The following is a 16181-nucleotide window of genomic DNA, read 5'->3' as shown; positions in this document are numbered from 1 at the left end:
TTCTTACACCTGCTCTGATAATTCTTCCCACTCAAGCATAGCTTCTTCTTGACGATGGCTAATTTTGTCCAGTTCAGCCTGCAATTCCATGAGCTTTTCAGCATCGTTGGTTTCCAGCATTTGTTCAGAAATGGCTTGACTTTGAGTTTCTAACTCTTCAATTTCAGCTTCTAGATTTTCGATTTGTCGCATGAGCTTACGGGCTTCTTTCTGACTTTCTTTCTGAGCTTGGTAGTCATTAACTGGACTTGTTTCTTTTGCTTGATTACTAGTTGAAGCTTCTTTTGTCTGAGTCATTTCTACTTCTGCTTTCTTTTCAACATAGTAGTCATAATCTCCAAGGTAGAGGGTTGAACCACTCTCGGACAATTCCAAAACATGAGTGGCTACACGATTGATAAAGTAACGGTCGTGACTGACAAAGAGCAAGGTCCCATCAAAGTCAATCAAGGCATTTTCCAACACTTCCTTGCTATCAATATCCAAGTGGTTGGTTGGCTCATCCAAAATCAAGAAGTTATTGTTTTCCATTGAAAGTTTGGCAAGAAGCAAACGAGCTTTCTCGCCCCCAGACAGCATGCCTACTGATTTCTTAACATCATCACCAGAGAAGAGGAAGGCACCAAGGCGGTTGCGGATTTCAACTTCTGGTGTCAGTTTAAAATCATTCCAAAGTTCATCCAGAACAGTATTACTTGCTGTTAGCTTACTTTGAGTCTGGTCATAGTAGCCAACCTCAACATTGGCACCAAAACGCTTCTCTCCCTTGATAAAAGGGATCTGGTCTACTATTGACTTGATAAAGGTTGACTTCCCAATGCCGTTTGGTCCGACAATCACAACAGCATTCATCTTACGGAGGTCTAGGTTGATAGGTTCTGACAGTATTTCCCCATCATAACCAATAGCTGCATTTTCAACTGTCAAGACAACATTACCAGATGTTTTTTCCGACTGGAAGGTCATGTTGGCTGATTTCTTGCCAGCTTCAGGCTTGTCCAAACGCTCCATTTTTTCTAGTTGTTTACAGCGAGATTGAGCACGTTTGGTCGTTGAAGCTCGGACTAGATTGCGATTGACAAAGTCTTCTAGAGCAGCGATTTCCTTTTGTTGCTTTTCATAGTTTTTTGCCTCAGTAGCTAGCTTTTGCTCCTTCAACTCAACAAAACGAGAATAATTGCCCACATAACGATCCAAGGAATGCTTAGTCAAATCCAGTGTAACCGTCGCAACCTTGTCCAAAAAGTAACGGTCGTGACTGACAATAATGAGGGCACTGCTATAGTTCACCAAGTAATTCTCTAGCCAGGCAATGGTTTCAATATCCAAGTGGTTGGTTGGCTCGTCCAAGACCAAGAGATTGGGCTTTTCAAGGAGCATTTTAGCCAGTGCAAGACGAGTATTTTGACCACCTGAAAGCTCAGCAATTTTCATCTGCCACATAGACTCGTCAAACTTGAAACCATTCAAGATAGCGCGGATATCAGCTTCGTAGGTAAAGCCACCAGCCTGGCGGAAATTCTCTGATAAACGATCATAATCCGCCATCAGTTTATCTAAATCTTCACCAGACTTTTCACCCATCTCCAACTCCATCTGACGCAGTTGTGTCTCTGTCCGACGCAAGTCATCAAAGACGTAAAGCATTTCATCGTAGATGGTATTGTCAGACTCAAAACGGCTATCTTGGGCTAGGTAAGACAGAGAGATATCTTTTTTCTTATAAATTTCTCCACTAGTTGGCTCCTCTTCTCCAACCAAAATCTTTAAAAGAGTAGACTTACCTGCACCATTTTTCCCAACAAGAGCAATTCGGTCTCGTTCATCTACCTGCAGATTAATATTATCAAAAAGAACCTCACCAGCAAAAGATCGTTCAATTTTATTAGCTTGTAAAATAATCATATCTCTATTTTACTATCTTTTTCTCTTTTGCACAATTGCAACGAAAAAAGTTCGAGTCATAAACTCGAACCTTTCATCTTAGTATCCAATGCCTCCACGGAATGTGCGAGCCATATCTTTCAATTCATAGTTTTTAGAAGAGGTATCGATGGTCCATTTTCCATCTTTCTTAGTCATTTTAATTTCATAACCCTCTTTCTTCATGTTATCACTAGTGTCTAGAGGAGTTGAATCAAATTGACTTGGTGCATTTTCTAAAATGTATTTTTCACCAGCTTTCATAGCTTCAGAGTAGTTGCTATATTTACCTTTGTTTTCTTCGTAGAATTTACGGCTCAATTCATAAACATTCAAGTTATCCAAGTCGATTGTTTCTGGTCTAACATAAACAACAGCATAGTCTGGCAAGTATGTCTTCACCTTGTAATCAACTTTTGCTCTCTTAGCATTTGCTTTGATGTAAGCATCTGCGAATGTTCTAAGTTCTGAATCAGACGGTTTGTAGTTATAGAAGCCTTTTCCGAACGATTCTGTAAATTTCTTGATAAACTCTTCTTTATCAGCTTTCGCATCGTTTGTGAATTCAGCACTATTATCAGAAGATTTTTTATCATCAGCAAGCGCAACAACTTGTGACTTATTATCAGTAGCACTTAGGTTCGTTCCACCACCAGAACTTTCCCCATTAAGGTAAACAGCATCGACATATTTTTTCATTACATCTTTCGCTTCATCAATATTGTCTTCATACTGACTTGGATCCACCTTGATTGCTACATCGTTATTCTTTTTAGAATTTTCTTTGATGTCATCGTAAAAGCTAGGTGCAAAGTGAAGTTCATACTTAGCATTCTTATCGACTTCATACACTACATAACCAGCAACGCTCTTTCCTTTAGAAAGACTGTCACCATATGACATAAATTTCGTTTTACTGTCGCTTTCATAAACTTGAATTGGTTGTAATTTTTCATCCTTTTCATTGTATAGCGTGATATCTTGGCTAGTAAAACTAAACTGTTTATCACGATTGTTCTTGATTTCGACTTGAAGTGCAAGGTATGTTGATGATGAATCCTCATCTTTAGGCAATACATACATACCGTCTTTTACAGAAACCTCAAAGTTAGAGTTTGAAGCTGTACCATTGTCGCTTGCTTTTTTTTGAGCTCCACAGGCAACCAGTGCTAAAGCTGATAAAAGCAAGGCAGAATGCTTAAGAATTTTTTTCATAATGGATTCTCCTTTAATGATTTACTATATTTTACCATACGCAGAATAAAAATCAAAACAGAAACCAGATATTTTCAAAATATCTTAAATTTATAGAGTTTTAACTTAAATTTTTCTATCTGTTCATTTGATGCATTAAAGGATTCTTTATAAAAAGAATAGAATATAACAATATTTTTGATTTTTTTCTTCAACAAACCTACAAAATGAATTATAAACTTTCATGTTATAAAGTATCTAATAATTAATTTTCATCCCTAACTTAGTATAAGTAAGCACAGTCCCCACCATTTTCCCGCTAAAGTGCAAAAGTTAATTTCCTACATTTTAAGTTATGCTAACGTTTTACTAAAATGTCAAATCGTGATATAATGAAAGCGATTAAAGCAAATAAACAAAGGAGACACTCTATGACTTACCAAGAAAATTATCAAAAATGGGTCGATTTTGCTGACCTTCCAGACTACCTTCGTCAAGATTTAATCAATATGGACGAAAAAACAAAGGAAGATGCCTTTTATACCAATCTTGAATTTGGTACCGCTGGTATGCGTGGTTTGATCGGTGCTGGTACAAACCGCATCAATATCTACGTTGTTCGTCAAGCTACCGAAGGTTTGGCTCGTTTGATTGAGTCAAAAGGTGGAAACGAAAAAGAACGTGGTGTAGCAATTGCCTACGATAGCCGTCACTTCTCACCTGAGTTTGCCTTTGAATCTGCGGCAGTTCTTGCTAAACACGGTATCAAATCTTACGTATTTGAAAGCCTCCGTCCAACTCCAGAACTGTCATTTGCAGTTCGTCACCTCAACTGTTTTGCAGGTATCATGATTACTGCCAGCCATAACCCTGCTCCATTTAACGGTTACAAGGTTTACGGTGAAGACGGTGGACAAATGCCTCCACATGACGCGGACGCTTTGACTACTTACATTCGTGCTATCGAAAATCCATTCGCTGTGGAAGTTGCCGATGTAGAAGCGGAAAAAGCTTCTGGCTTGATTGAAGTTATCGGCGAAGCTGTTGATGCAGAATACCTTAAAGAAGTTAAAGACGTAAACATCAACCCAGCCTTGATCGAAGAATTCGGTAAAGACATGAAGATTGTCTACACACCACTTCATGGTACGGGTGAAATGTTGGCTCGTCGTGCTCTTGCTCAAGCAGGATTTGACTCTGTTCAAGTTGTTGAAGCACAAGCAACTGCTGATCCTGACTTCTCAACTGTAAAATCTCCAAACCCAGAAAGCCAAGCAGCCTTCGCCCTTGCTGAAGAACTTGGTCGTCAAGTTGGTGCAGATGTGCTTGTTGCAACTGACCCTGACGCTGACCGTGTTGGTGTTGAAGTTCTTCAAAAAGATGGTAGCTACCTTAACCTTTCAGGTAACCAAATCGGTGCTATCATGGCTAAATACATCTTGGAAGCCCACAAAAATGCTGGAACTCTTCCTGAAAATGCAGCTCTCTGCAAATCCATCGTATCAACTGACTTGGTAACGAAGATTGCTGAAAGCTACGGCGCAACCATGTTCAACGTTTTGACAGGTTTCAAATTTATCGCAGAGAAAATCCAAGAATTTGAAGAAAAACACAATCACACTTACATGATGGGATTTGAAGAAAGCTTCGGTTACTTGATTAAACCATTCGTACGTGATAAAGACGCCATCCAAGCCGTTCTTGTCGTTGCTGAGCTTGCTGCCTACTACCGTTCACGTGGTTTGACACTTGCTGACGGTATCGAAGAAATCTACAAAGAATACGGCTACTACGCTGAAAAGACTATCTCTGTTACCCTTTCTGGTGTTGATGGTGCAGAACAAATCAAGGAAATCATGGCTAAGTTCCGTAACAATGCTCCAAAAGAATGGAATGCAACAGCTATCACTGTCGTAGAAGACTTCAAGGCTCAAACTGCTACTGCTGCTGATGGTACTGTTACAAACTTGACAACTCCTCCAAGTGATGTGTTGAAATATACACTTGCTGACGGTTCATGGATTGCAGTTCGCCCTTCAGGTACAGAACCAAAAATCAAATTCTACATTGCTGTTGTGGGTGAAAGCAATGAAGATTCACAAGCTAAGATTGCCAACATCGAAGCAGAAATCAATGCTTTTGTAAAATAAAGCTCTAAAAAAGATGAGACCAACCAGTCTCATCTTTTTTTCGTATCAAATCTAAGCATTTTTAGAAACTTTATGGCATACTAGACTTATCAATGAAAGCGAGGTAATCTCATGGAACAATTTTTAGAAAACATTAAAGACCTTGAAGTCACTACAGTTGCGCGTGCACAAGAAGCACTCGATAATAAAGAAACAGCAACCTTCTTTATTGGCCGTAAAACTTGCCCTTACTGCCGTAAATTTGCTGGCACATTGGCAGGTGTCGTAGCTGAAACTAAAGCCCACATCTACTTCATCAACAGTGAAGAACCAAGCCAACTCAATGAATTGCAAGAATTCCGCTCACGTTATGGAATCCCAACCGTACCAGGATTTGTTCACATTGCAGATGGCCAAATCAATGTCCGTTGCGACTCTTCCATGTCCGCACAAGAAATCAAGGACTTTGCTGGATTGTAAAAATATATAAAAAAGAAGGCACTCGCCTTCTTTTTTACTTATATTCAAAATATTTATCTACCAATTCTTGGATTTTCCCTTCTTTAGCTGCAGGGATTGTATCTTCTAGAACAAAGTTCTTTCTACTGATCCCTTGGGAGAGATTTCCAAAGATAAAGTTAGTGGAAATATTATAGATTATTTCTGAAGGTGCAAATCCATAAACTTGATTTTCTAGGATATGTTTTAAGCGTTCTTCAGGACTTGGAAATGCTTCTCGTAAACCATTGCTGTTATATAGCCGCTTAACAAGCTCTGCAATATAAAGGCCTGACTTCATGTACAAATCAATGAATGTCTTAGATGGATCATCAAAGATTCCTGGATTTTCTTTTTCAAGGTCATTCACCATTCTCTTCACCACACGTTTAGGAGTAAAAATCTGATTGGTTTTCTGTGGTGGAATATAGTCGAAAATATCTTCTTTCTGATCTCTAAAATAATCTGCCAACTCCTCTTTCTTGCGAAGAAATTCCTGGATGGCTTCATCAAATGTTGCTCGATCAAAGAGATGTCCTGCAAAATCCTGCCCACCATCTCTCAAATAACGAAATTGGTCAATCGTAATACCAGTCACTTCAAAGAAGACATGCTCAGGAACAAAGGTGTCAAAATTATCAAGTGTTAGAGATTGATCGCCGTAGGCCATGATGAAACTTGGAATTGTTCGTGCAAATCCTCGAAGATGGTCCCGAATCTCATCTTGAGCAGATTGTTTCAACTGTTCAACACGTTTGACCTCAACCTGCTCGATAAACTTCTCAGGCATTTTTTCCACTTCTTTTTTGAGTGTTTGTTCTAGTTTTTCTTTATGAATGAGATTATTTTCTTCTAAACGTTTTTCAAGAACTTCTTGAATCTTATCTTTTTGCTCTTTATCATTTTCTTCCTTGAGCTGTTGTTGCAACTCTTCCTTGATATGAGCTTCAGAAATTTTACGTTCTATCTCATTTTTTCGAACTTCGTTCTCAAATGTTGCTACAATTTGTTTCTTGATCTGGTCTGTTTCCCGAGTTTTCAGATCATATCCAGCCTTCAATTCTTCTACAATTACTGAAGAAACGGTCTTACTCAAGTCATTGACCAGCTGTTTTTGAGTTCTTTCTTCATCTTTTGTGACTAACTCAGCAACAGACTCACCAAGCCCATAAACTTTTTCACCAAAAAGTCGTGCTTGTTGATTGACCACGATTTCATGGTCAACCACTGCATTGCCCTCATCATCCACTTTAACACCTGAAAAGTCTAGTAAATCAGAAGGTGTTTGTAACTTGCCTTCCTTTTCAACTGGTAGTTCATTTAAGATGTCTAGAACGGTTTGACTGGCTTGGAAAATACCGCTGATATTATCAAATAGGAGGTTAGACATAAAGCCACGTTTGAGGACTTCCCTAGCTTTTATTTGACGCGGTATAGTCAGAACTGCCTTAGCATCAATTTCAACCATCTTACCTGCACGGTCTTCTGCTATGACAGGGAAGAAATTTAAGAGTTCTCTGATGTTCTCTTCACGAGTTGCGGAAGTTCCACCACCTCCTGCAGTCGCAAGTGATAAGTTGTTTGCAAACTCATCAAAGAGAATCAGGGTTCTTTCTGGCGCAAAGTCAAATACATAGGCTCTTTCTTTGCGGAAGTGATTTCCTTTGTTATCGGTCCATGAGTAAGGGTTTTGTGCACGGAAGGCAGCTTGCATATAAATGGCAGGTGATTTCAAGTTTGATAACATCAATACGCCTGTCCATTCAGGGATCGTCACACCTGTCGTCAATTGACCGACGGATAGGGTAATGGTTTTGTCATTCTCTGCTATCGCTTTTCTAACCAAGTCTAGGGATTTGAGTTTAACCTTATCATCTTCCTCAGACATACGCCCGTCACCAGCAGCTAACACAATCTCATAGTTTTCATAGATGGGATGTTCCTCTAGCAGTGCTTTTAAGGCTTTTGCTGAGGCTACACGTTCTAAGAGCCAAAAAGTATGCTTGAGTTCGTTCCGAAGTTCTTTGGTTGAAAATGGATATTTCTCATTGCTTGATAGAGTATCTAACCAATTTCTGACATCTTGCTCATAGATAAATTTCCCTTTATCATCTGTAGCGAAAAATTCACTCAAGTCAAAAGCATAGTCGATATTTTCGCCGTCTAGTTGAGCACCTTTTTCTAACTCCTCACCAATCATCTGAGACATTTGATAGGTAAAGAGATTTAACTGAGGCAAGCTCCCATATGGATTCTCCTCTTCTTGCTCAGGCGACCAAGTAGTTTTAGCTGCCTGCTCATCCGCATAAGACCAGTTGTAGATCTGCTCCTCGGTAAATTCTCCCTTGGCTAATGCCTTAAATGGAGTTCCTGATAGATGCAAGGTAAAGTTTCGACGAATCTTATTAAAGGCTTGGTCTGTCTTGAAGGTAGCAACTCCTTCGTGCGCTTCATCGATAACCAACAAATCCCAATGTAGATCAGTGACCCATTTGAGTTTATTGTGCTCTCCACCAAGATAAGCAGAGCCTTTCAAGTCTTGGAGACTGATAAAAGCTAGCTGTCTTACATCGTCATCTAAAATACCAACAAATTCTTTTCGTGACAAGGTTGGCCGATTTTTAAGACTGTCTGTTTCTGAAACAAACTTGTAAGTCGTTTGGCCTGCTATGAACTTTTCAAAATCATCGTACCATGAGTTGGCAATGGCAGGTCTGTTTGTTACAATCAGGACATTGACAGCATCCATCCGACGAGCTAAGTCATAGGTAGATAAGGTTTTACCAAAACGTGGCTTGGCATTCCAAAGGAACTTACCTCCTGGATGATTTTTGAAATAATCTAAGGTCTTAGCAACTGCTTCTTCTTGCTCTTGTCGCAAAGTATAGTCCTGTCCTTGGCCAGGCTGATAACCAGACAAATCATGTTGAACAAACTTATCGAAGAGATTTTTAGATTTCTCAGGTGTCCCATTAAAGTAAAACCATTCCGTCTTAGGACGACGCTCCACATCATGGAAAGAAAGGAAATGGTGGAAATCATGGTCCTTAAATGTCTTTCCCTTATCAGGTTCTTCCGTATAGGCTGCATCCCCAGTCCATAAGACATCTGTATCTATATGAGCAGTATGCGTTTGTTCTTTAATCCGTTGTGTAACATCACGCTCTGTATAACCAATCTTAATCCAGCCCTCATTGCTTGTTACCGTAGGGGTGGTGTAAGCATAGATTTTAGGATGAATCTCTTTAGAAGTTTTAATTTCTACCATCAATCCATCTCCCTTACATGCGTCTCAATAAAGGCAATTTCCTCAGGAGAAAGGTCATATTTTTGATAGAGCTGACGGTCAACATCAGCCACTGATTGTGTCCAATCAATGTCCGAATTGACCGTAAAATCTTGGAGTGGGACGTAATACCAAGTTTTTCGTGAGTTATGCTGAGTAACTTTCAAAACACCTAATAATACTCTAGCAAATTTAGTTTTAATAAATTTAATACAAGCATCGGCTTCAAATTTTGTTTTAAAATTACCAATAGATAAAAAAGTATCCGTATGCCCGATTAGGGGTTCCCCGATTAGGGGTGTTGATAAGACCTCACCTAAGGCACCGCTTCCATTAGCTTCTGGTACAAAAACATTGTAATTTTCAAATGTTTCCGGTAAATCTAAATATTTTTTATTAATATATCGATAGACACGTTCAGACCCGATTCTTCCAAGTAAAGCCACATGGTCTTTTTCTTCTACGTTTTTAAAAACGAAATCTAACTGAGTCAATGATTTCGAAACAATTTTATTTTTTGTCCCTTTTCCTTGCAACTTTTCAGCATTTGGATAATCAGAAAAAAGTTCATCTGAAAATCTATAAATACCTTGAGGATAAACTAGATCAGAAAATGTTTCAAAGTCTGGATGTTTTTCAATTTTTTTTACAATACTATTCAAGGCTTCAAAAATAGTAAATACTCCGATTGGTCCCAAAACTTTATCAGCATCACGATAAGTTATTGCTACTCCACCCTTGATATCCGTTCCTGTAAACACTTTACCGCTTTTAAGTTCATAGAATTGAACTTTTAAATGCTTGTCTTCAAGCATCTTTTCCATCCAATTTTTAGGAGTTTGACCAGCTTTAAATAAAAACCTTGCTGGGGTGATTAATATAGATTTATCTGCGATTTTAATAGCTTCATCAATAAAAAAGTGATAAATTGGTTCATCTCTAGCTTCTCCTGTTTCCTGATACGGCGGATTGCCTATCACGACATCAAATTTCATTTCACTTTCCTCACTAGATAGGCGCTCAAAACCTATCATCTTATTCTTTTTCCAATCTTTGATTTGAGTTTTAGATTCTTCTGCTTCTTGAACTTCTAGCTCATCTGAAAACAAGCTTAGCTGTTGAGATGGACTTTGTTTAGCTGAGTAAGGACTAGTTTTTTTCAGTCCATCCATCTGAAAGACATTGTAGGATATAATAGTCGCAATTTCTTTCTTTTGCTCTAAGGTCGGTTGATTGCCAGTCTTTGCAAGATAGTAGTCCTCAAATGTTGCTAAAAGATTTTCACGCGCCAAAAGCAGCGAATCTCCTTGATACTCATATCCATAAGAAGATCGATAAGCTTTTTTTACAAGCTTATAGAAGGTGGCTTCATCTGAGACCTCACGACTAATGCGTTGCAATTTTCTATCAAGAAAACCAACTCGCTCAGATAATGGAATTTCCTCACCAGTCACTGCATCATAGCGAGCAACCATATAAGGTGCTTCACCACAGGTTATTTCTAGCCAGCGCACTTGGATATAATCTTCAAGATCCAGAGATTCAAGTTCAGCTTCAACGTAGCCATTTTGTTTTTCAACTAAACAAGTTGGCGTAAAGACTTCGGCTCTAATCTTGGTTCGGTCTTTTTGCTCATACTTGGACTTTTCTGATCGGGGTTGAATCAAGTTTGCATAGGTTCCCGTCACCTTACTTGGAGTAATGCGGTCACTTGGAGCAAATCCCTTTCCCAACAATTCATAAGAATGCGTCGCCCAAACAATATTTTTCTTGGTCGTTCGATCTTTTAAAAGAATTTTTAATAAGTCAGCAGACTCCATAGCCAACTTTTCTTCACTAATATCTATCGTCATAAGGCAACCTTTCTCGTACTATAAACCTTATTATATCATATTTTAGATGGTGTTTGGAGTAGAAAATAATAGCTAAGCATAAGAAAAGAAGGCACTCGCCTTCTTTTTATATATCTGTTAATGGTGTTGCAGTATCTGGTGAGGTATCATAAACTTTAAAGTCTACTCCGACTCCCAGATCCGCTTGGGCTAGCTGGTTGACCATAGTCATATGAGCCAGCTCCTTGATATTGTTCTCTTTGGATAAATGCCCAAGATAGATTTTCTTAGTCCGATTTCCCATTGTACGAATCATGGCCTCAGCACCGTCTTCGTTAGAAAGATGACCGAGATCCGATAGAATTCGCTGTTTGAGACGCCAAGCGTAAGATCCTGCTCGCAAAATCTCTACATCGTGGTTGGACTCGATGAGGTAACCGTCAGCATTTTCGACTATTCCAGCCATACGGTCACTTACATAACCTGTATCGGTCAACATGACAAAACTCTTGTCATCCTTCATAAAGCGGTAAAACTGTGGTGCTGCCGCATCATGGCTAACCCCAAAACTCTCAATGTCGATATCGCCAAAGGTTTTGGTTTTGCCCATTTCAAAGATATGCTTCTGCGAAGAGTCCACCTTACCGAGGTACTTGCTATTTTCCATAGCCTGCCAAGTCTTTTCATTGGCGTAAAGGTCCATGCCATATTTGCGAGCCAAGACACCGACTCCATGAATATGGTCTGAATGCTCATGCGTAATCAAAATCGCATCCAAATCTTCAGGTTTACGATTGATTTCACTCAAAAGACTTGTAATTTTCTTACCAGACAGGCCTGCATCTACTAGGATTTTCTTTTTTGGGGTTTCCAGATAAAAGGAATTTCCACTGGAACCTGATGCTAAAATACTGTATTTAAAGCCTTTTTCACTCATTCTAGTCTTCTATTTCGTCCTCCCATATTTCTTCTTTTACGGCATCCTTATCATAAGGGAGCACTATGGTAAAGGTTGAGCCCTTACCGTATTCACTTTTGGCCCATATAAAGCCATTGTGTTGTTTGATGATTTCTTTTGCGATCGCCAGACCTAGACCAGTTCCACCTTGAGCCCGGCTTCTTGCACGATCCACACGGTAGAAGCGGTCAAAAATCTTAGGCAAATCTTGCTTTGGAATACCTAGACCTTGGTCTTTGATGGATAAAATCATCTGGTCATCAGTAGTTTTCATGCTGACAGTGATTTTCCCACCATCTGGTGAGTACTTAATGGCATTGTTAAGAATATTATCAATCACCTGAGTCATCTTATCGGTATCAATCTCGATCCAAACTGAATTAATAGGGTAATCTCTGACAAGCTCATATTTTTTCTCGTCATCCTGACTTCTCATCTTATCAAAGCGGTTGAGAATAAAGGTGATGAATGCTGTAAAATTAATCAATTCCACATCTAGCTGACTTGTCGTATTATCAATACGAGAGAGATGCAAGAGATCTGTCACCATCCGCATCATACGGTTGGTTTCATCGAGTGAAACCTTGATAAAATCAGGAGCAACAGGATCATACAGGGCTCCCTCGTCCAAGGCTTCAAGATAAGATTTAACACTGGTCAAAGGAGTTCGCAACTCGTGACTCACGTTAGAAACAAAGAGTCTTCGCTCACGCTCTTCCTTCTCCTGTTCGGTCGTATCATGTAAAACGGCAACCAAACCAGAGATAAAACCTGACTCACGGCGAACCAGAGCAAAACGTACACGAAGGCTTAGATATTCACCATTCACATCCTGGGAGTCAATCGTCAACTCAGGAATCTGTGTAATCAGGTCACGCAACTCATACTCATCTTCTATCTTAAGCAATTCGAGGATGCTTTTATTCAGAACATCTTCTTTCTGCACACCGAGCTGTTTCTTGGCCATATCGTTGATCATAGTAATCTGGCCACGGCGATTGGTCGCAAGAACGCCATCTGTCATGTAAGAAAGAATACTGTTCAATCGTTTACTCTCTTGTTCCAGATTTTCTTGGGTCAAACGAATAACTTCTGACAAATCGTTCAGATTATTGGTGATATTGGTGATTTCTGTACTTCCTTGCAAGTCCAAAACTTGAGAATAATCACCTGCAATCAAGTCCTTAACCTTTTGATTTATCTCCTTTAGACGGATATTATCCCGACGATTTTCCAGTAACAGCAAGGTCACCACCAGGATAAAGCCAAGTAAAATCAAGATAAAGATAAAATCACTGGTCAGAATAGTTTGTCTAATATCTTCAATCATTATTTCTCATATAGTATCCAACACCACGACGTGTGAGAATGTACTCTGGACGACTTGGAGTGTCTTCTATTTTCTCACGCAAGCGTCTAATGGTCACGTCCACAGTACGAACATCACCAAAATAGTCATAACCCCATACAGTCTCAAGCAAATGTTCACGCGTAATCACTTGACCAATATGAGACGCCAAGTGATACAAGAGTTCAAACTCACGGTGGGTCAAATCTAATTCCTCACCATATTTCTTCGCCACGTAAGCATCTGGAACAATTTCCAAATCACCAATTTGTAAAGGTTGCGTCTTCTTCTCATCAGACTCTTGGCTATCCACAGAAACCAGGTCTGTACGACGAAGCAGGGCCTTGACACGAGCCTGCAATTCACGGTTTGAGAAAGGTTTTGTAACATAATCGTCTGCACCTAACTCTAAACCAATAACCTTGTCAAACTCGCTATCCTTAGCTGATAGCATGATAATCGGCACGCTACTAGTCTTACGAATAGCTTTAGCAACTTCTAAACCATCAATTTCAGGTAGCATCAAGTCGAGGATAATAATATCTGGTTGCTCTGCTTCAAATAGCTCGATTGCCTCACGACCATTGAAGGCTGTAACGACTTCATAACCTTCCTTGGCCATATTAAACTTAATAATATCTGAGATTGGTTTCTCATCATCTACAATTAATATTTTTTTCATTTTATCACCTTTTCTCTATCTATTATAACAAAAAAATGCAAAGAAGGCACAAATGGCTACTGTAGGCCTTTATCTCCAAAAGTTGTTTTATAAGCCTTCCAAATTTTTTGTTGAGGTTTCGCAAGTGGATAGTCAGAAAACTCCTGAGGAGAAACCCAACGAATTTCTCTGTCTGAAAACTGTTTTGTTTCTGTCACCTGACCAGCTAGGATTTGAATGTGCCATTTCCGATGACTAAATACATGCTTGACCTGGTCAAATACTTGCTGGGACCAATTCACTTCTAAATCATAATCCTGCTCAAAGTTTTCTTGAGGACTTGGTCCAAATGCTCTGCTTTCCTCTTTGACTTGAGAAAAGAGATCTATCTGATCGTCATCACTTGAGAAATCATCAACTTCAATCAATGGAAAATGCCAAAAACCGGCTAGTAGTTTCTCGCTTTCATTTTTCTCAAGTAGATATTGACCACGGTCATTGCGTACAACCAAAGCCTTGAGATAAATTGGGAGAGGCTTTTTCTTGGGTTCTTTAATCGGATATACATCCATGGTCCCATTCTGATAGGCTGCGCTAAATTCCTTAACAGGGCTTTCTTCTGGTCGAGGGTTAACTGGTGCCTCTATGTCAGAACCTAAATCCATCAGAGCTTGGTTAAAATCACCTGGTCGTTTCGGGTCAATCAAGATTTCCATCATAGCTTGGAAAATCTTTCGATTGCTGGGAACTCCGATATCATGATTAACCTCAAACAAACGTGCCAAAACTCGCATGACATTGCCATCGACCGCTGGCTCAGGCAAATTAAAAGCGATACTGGAAATAGCTCCCGCAGTATAAGGGCCAATCCCTTTTAAACTAGAAATTCCTTCATAGGTGTTTGGAAATTGACCACCAAAGTCAGCCATAATCTGCTGAGCTGCAGCCTGCATATTGCGTACTCGAGAATAATAGCCCAATCCCTCCCAAGCCTTCAACAAACGATCTTCAGGGGCATTGGCCAGACTTTCTACTGTTGGAAACCAGTCCAAGAATCGTTCGTAGTAGGGAATAACTGTATCCACCCTGGTCTGCTGGAGCATGATTTCAGATACCCAGATGCGATAAGGATTTTTACTTCTCCGCCAAGGCAAATCTCGCTTGTTTTCATCATACCAGTTGAGGAGTTTTTCACGAAAAGAAATGATCTTCTCCTCTGGCCACATGACGATATCGTATTCTTTCAAATCTAACATATATCTAGTATAACATAGAAGCTTCTAACTGTCCTTTTCTCAGTACTAAAAAGCCTCTTCCCATGGGAAAGAGGACTAAATCTTATTGATGAACTGCTTGAGCTGCTGTGATAAGGGTCAACTTGTACACATCATCTGCATTACATCCACGAGAAAGGTCGTTAACAGGTTTGTTCAAACCTTGTAAAACAGGTCCGACAGCCGCAAAACCACCAAGGCGCTCAGCCATCTTGTAACCGATATTTCCGGCTTCGATACCTGGGAAGATAAAGACATTTGCTTGACCAGCTACGATACTTCCTGGAGCTTTAAGAGCTGCAGTTTCAGGAACAAAGGCAGCGTCAAATTGCAATTCACCATCAATCTCAAGGTCAGGGCGCAAGTCGTGAGCAATTTTTGTAGCTTCCACTACCTTATCAACACTTTCACCAAATCCTGAACCTTTAGTAGAATAGCTTAGCATAGCAATTTTAGGTTCAATACCAAACATCTTAGCTGTAATTGCTGAGTTGATCGCAATTTCAGCCAGGGCTTCTGCATCTGGATTGATGTTAATGGCACAGTCTCCAAATAGGTAACGTTCCGTACCACGTACCATGAGGAAGGCACCTGAAGTACGCGTTACATTTGGGCGAGTTTTGATAATTTGAAGGGCTGGGCGAACTGTTGAGGCAGTTGAGTGAATCGCACCAGATACCATACCGTCAACCAAGCCCAAGTAGACTAGCATCACACCAAAGTAGTTGACATCTTCAACCAAAACTTTGTGCGCTTCTTCTTCAGTCATTTTGCCCTTACGACGATCTACCAAGGCAGCAACCATTTCTTCAAATTGAGGATAATGTTGAGGGTCAATGACTTCATAACCATCCATGATCCCTTCGATTTCGAGATAAATTTTAATTTTTTCAGGGTTTCCAAGCAAAACAGGAATCACTTCTGTTTCTTTTACCAAGCGTTTTGTTGCTTGAAGAATACGAGGCTCTTCCCCTTCAGGGAGAACGATACGAGCATTTTTGCCAACCAGGTTGGCTTTGAGACTTTCAAAAACTTCCATGAGTTTTCTCCTTTAAGAAAATAAATTATACTCCAAATA

Annotated in this window: 11 protein-coding genes; 2 read left to right on the top strand and 9 right to left on the bottom strand. The window is 39.7% G+C overall.

Annotated elements, in window-relative coordinates; all coding sequences use genetic code 11:
• Window positions 1-3: 3 nt before the first annotated feature.
• Window positions 4-1905 carry an ABC transporter ATP-binding protein gene (locus KX728_RS04550; RefSeq protein WP_215804696.1) on the bottom strand — a complete coding sequence of 634 codons (1902 nt, stop codon included), beginning with the start codon at window positions 1903-1905 and terminating at the stop codon, window positions 4-6.
• Window positions 1906-1983: 78 nt separating this feature from the next.
• Window positions 1984-3138: a DUF4352 domain-containing protein gene (locus KX728_RS04545; protein ID WP_049479330.1), complete on the bottom strand. Its 1155-nt coding sequence runs from the start codon at window positions 3136-3138 to the stop codon at window positions 1984-1986.
• Window positions 3139-3548: 410 nt separating this feature from the next.
• Between KX728_RS04545 and KX728_RS04540 the strand changes: the two genes are divergently transcribed.
• Window positions 3549-5267, top strand: a complete 1719-nt coding sequence (locus KX728_RS04540) for a phospho-sugar mutase (protein ID WP_042902233.1) — start codon at window positions 3549-3551, stop codon at window positions 5265-5267.
• A gap of 111 nt (window positions 5268-5378) precedes the next feature.
• On the top strand, window positions 5379-5726 hold the full coding sequence (locus tag KX728_RS04535; protein ID WP_000434660.1) for a thioredoxin: 348 nt from the start codon (window positions 5379-5381) through the stop codon (window positions 5724-5726).
• A 34-nt stretch (window positions 5727-5760) separates the two neighbouring features.
• Here the strand turns inward: KX728_RS04535 and KX728_RS04530 are convergent, their stop codons facing one another.
• The 7 genes from KX728_RS04530 to pta form a co-directional block, all read right to left on the bottom strand.
• Window positions 5761-9015: a DEAD/DEAH box helicase family protein gene (locus KX728_RS04530; RefSeq protein ID WP_025169038.1), complete on the bottom strand. Its 3255-nt coding sequence runs from the start codon at window positions 9013-9015 to the stop codon at window positions 5761-5763.
• Window positions 9012-10883 carry an Eco57I restriction-modification methylase domain-containing protein gene (locus tag KX728_RS04525; protein WP_000150976.1) on the bottom strand — a complete coding sequence of 624 codons (1872 nt, stop codon included), beginning with the start codon at window positions 10881-10883 and terminating at the stop codon, window positions 9012-9014. The genes KX728_RS04530 and KX728_RS04525 overlap by 4 nt, the downstream gene beginning before the upstream one ends.
• A gap of 106 nt (window positions 10884-10989) precedes the next feature.
• Entirely contained in the window at window positions 10990-11799 is an 810-nt protein-coding gene (gene walJ / locus KX728_RS04520; RefSeq protein ID WP_001290610.1) for an exodeoxyribonuclease WalJ, read from the bottom strand.
• Between the two features lies 1 nt (window position 11800).
• The gene (gene vicK / locus KX728_RS04515; RefSeq protein ID WP_000568721.1) at window positions 11801-13150 is read right to left on the bottom strand and encodes a cell wall metabolism sensor histidine kinase VicK; all 1350 of its coding nucleotides are present in this window, start codon (window positions 13148-13150) and stop codon (window positions 11801-11803) included.
• Window positions 13143-13850 (bottom strand): response regulator YycF, encoded by a 708-nt coding sequence (yycF, locus tag KX728_RS04510; RefSeq protein ID WP_000722058.1) that lies wholly within the window; start codon window positions 13848-13850, stop codon window positions 13143-13145. The genes vicK and yycF overlap by 8 nt, the downstream gene beginning before the upstream one ends.
• A 56-nt stretch (window positions 13851-13906) precedes the next feature.
• A complete protein-coding gene (mutY, locus tag KX728_RS04505; protein ID WP_000886126.1) occupies window positions 13907-15085 on the bottom strand; it encodes an A/G-specific adenine glycosylase in 1179 nt (392 codons plus the stop codon).
• Between the two features lie 82 nt (window positions 15086-15167).
• Window positions 15168-16142, bottom strand: coding sequence for a phosphate acetyltransferase (gene pta / locus KX728_RS04500; RefSeq protein ID WP_049478210.1), 975 nt, complete (start codon window positions 16140-16142; stop codon window positions 15168-15170).
• Between the last annotated feature and the right edge of the window lie 39 nt (window positions 16143-16181).

Source organism: Streptococcus oralis (assembly GCF_019334565.1).
Classification (GTDB): domain Bacteria; phylum Bacillota; class Bacilli; order Lactobacillales; family Streptococcaceae; genus Streptococcus; species Streptococcus oralis_CR.
Note: the sequence above shows the minus strand (reverse complement) of the source record. Positions and strands in the feature narration are given on the sequence as shown.

Coding starts and splice junctions, on each gene's coding strand:
- yycF (WP_000722058.1), bottom strand. CDS start 13,850: ATGAAAAAAATATTAATTGTAGATGATGAGAAACCAATCTCAGATATT.
- walJ (WP_001290610.1), bottom strand. CDS start 11,799: ATGAGTGAAAAAGGCTTTAAATACAGTATTTTAGCATCAGGTTCCAGT.
- KX728_RS04550 (WP_215804696.1), bottom strand. CDS start 1,905: ATGATTATTTTACAAGCTAATAAAATTGAACGATCTTTTGCTGGTGAG.
- KX728_RS04545 (WP_049479330.1), bottom strand. CDS start 3,138: ATGAAAAAAATTCTTAAGCATTCTGCCTTGCTTTTATCAGCTTTAGCA.
- pta (WP_049478210.1), bottom strand. CDS start 16,142: ATGGAAGTTTTTGAAAGTCTCAAAGCCAACCTGGTTGGCAAAAATGCT.
- mutY (WP_000886126.1), bottom strand. CDS start 15,085: ATGTTAGATTTGAAAGAATACGATATCGTCATGTGGCCAGAGGAGAAG.
- KX728_RS04540 (WP_042902233.1), top strand. CDS start 3,549: ATGACTTACCAAGAAAATTATCAAAAATGGGTCGATTTTGCTGACCTT.
- KX728_RS04535 (WP_000434660.1), top strand. CDS start 5,379: ATGGAACAATTTTTAGAAAACATTAAAGACCTTGAAGTCACTACAGTT.
- KX728_RS04525 (WP_000150976.1), bottom strand. CDS start 10,883: ATGACGATAGATATTAGTGAAGAAAAGTTGGCTATGGAGTCTGCTGAC.
- vicK (WP_000568721.1), bottom strand. CDS start 13,150: ATGATTGAAGATATTAGACAAACTATTCTGACCAGTGATTTTATCTTT.